Genomic DNA, 1,369 nt, shown 5'->3' on the forward strand with positions numbered 1-1,369 from the left:
TGTTGCCGGTGTTGCCGAATCCGAAGTTGCCATCCCCGGTGTTGCCGAAGCCAAAGTTGCGGCTTCCAATGTTGCCGAAGCCGATGTTGTAGGAACCGTCCGTCAGCCCCGGACCCGCATTGGCGAAGCCAAAGTTGCTGTCTCCGATGTTCCCGCTGCCTATGTTGTTGCTGCCGACGTTGCCGAAGCCGATGTTCGCGTTGCCGATGTTTCCGCTGCCCAGGTTGATATCGCCGATGTTGCTGCTGCCCACGTTCCATGAACCGAGATCGGCCAGACCGACGTTGAAGAGCGATCCGGACGGGCTGCGGAATATGCCGGCCAGGTCGGTGCCGACGTTATACAGGCCCGAGACATTGGCCGGTGTCGCAAGGTTCGCCAGGCTGGTGTTGTAGAAGCCCGAGACCGTGTTGCCCAGATTCGCCCAACCTGATTGCAGCGAGCCGAAGTTTTGGAAGCCCGAATTTCCCGCCGCCGCCAAGCCGCTGTTCCAGATACCCGAACTGCTCGCACCGAGGTTTTGGAAGCCGGATATGCCGCCGGTGCCGGCGTTGAAGAAACCCGATGACGGGTTGGTGGTCGAGTTTCCGTAGCCTGGGGCCGCCGGGATGTCGAGGAAGGTGATGGTACGGCTTTCGAGTGCGCCGACAATACTGATGGGTATGGTGGTGGTTGGTCCGCCGATCGTAAGTGTCACCGTCGGAGCCGTAAGTGCGGATGCCCCCAAAATGATGGGGCCTAAGAAGAAAGAACCATCCAAATAGAAGGTTCTGGGGAAAACCTCGCCCGTTGTGGTTACCTGAACAGCGTTGCCGCCGAGCATCATTACCTGATTGATCGGAATGATCATCTGCACGTTTATCGGAACGTAGGGGGTGTCGACCGACAGATCAATGGAAATCTGTCCTTGGTTATCGCCCGCCACGAAGAAGCCGTTGTTGAAATCGCCCGTGTTGAAGAATCCGGTATTGACGTCGCCGGGGTTGTAGGAGCCGGTGTTGATATCACCGGGGTTGAAGTTGCCGGTGTTGGTGCTACCCACGTTGAATGCACCAGTGTTGGTACTGCCCACGTTGAAGCCGCCGGTGTTGTAGCCGCCGGTGTTGTAGAAGCCGGTATTCACGTCGCCGCTGTTGAAGAAGCCCGTGTTGTACTGGCCCGTGTTGGCCAGGCCAGTGTTCCCGCTACCAGGATTCTCGATACCCCAGTTGCCGTTTCCAGCGTTGAGCAGACCCCAGTTTCCAATTCCCGAGTTTGCGATACCGAGGTTGTTGGTGCCGGAGTTGAACAAGCCGATATTGTTCGTGCCCGCGTTGAACAAGCCGATGTTGGCGGTCCCGGAGTTCAGCCCGCCGAAACCTACTTGGCC

General features: G+C 58.1%; 1 pseudogene. It reads right to left on the minus strand.

From position 1 onward, the window contains the following. Positions 1 to 1,369 (minus strand): annotated as a pseudogene (locus F0Q45_RS25995) (PPE family protein); the annotation flags it as partial.

The sequence above is a fragment of the Mycobacterium simiae genome, assembly GCF_008370645.1.
Classification (GTDB): Bacteria; Actinomycetota; Actinomycetes; order Mycobacteriales; family Mycobacteriaceae; genus Mycobacterium; species Mycobacterium simiae_A.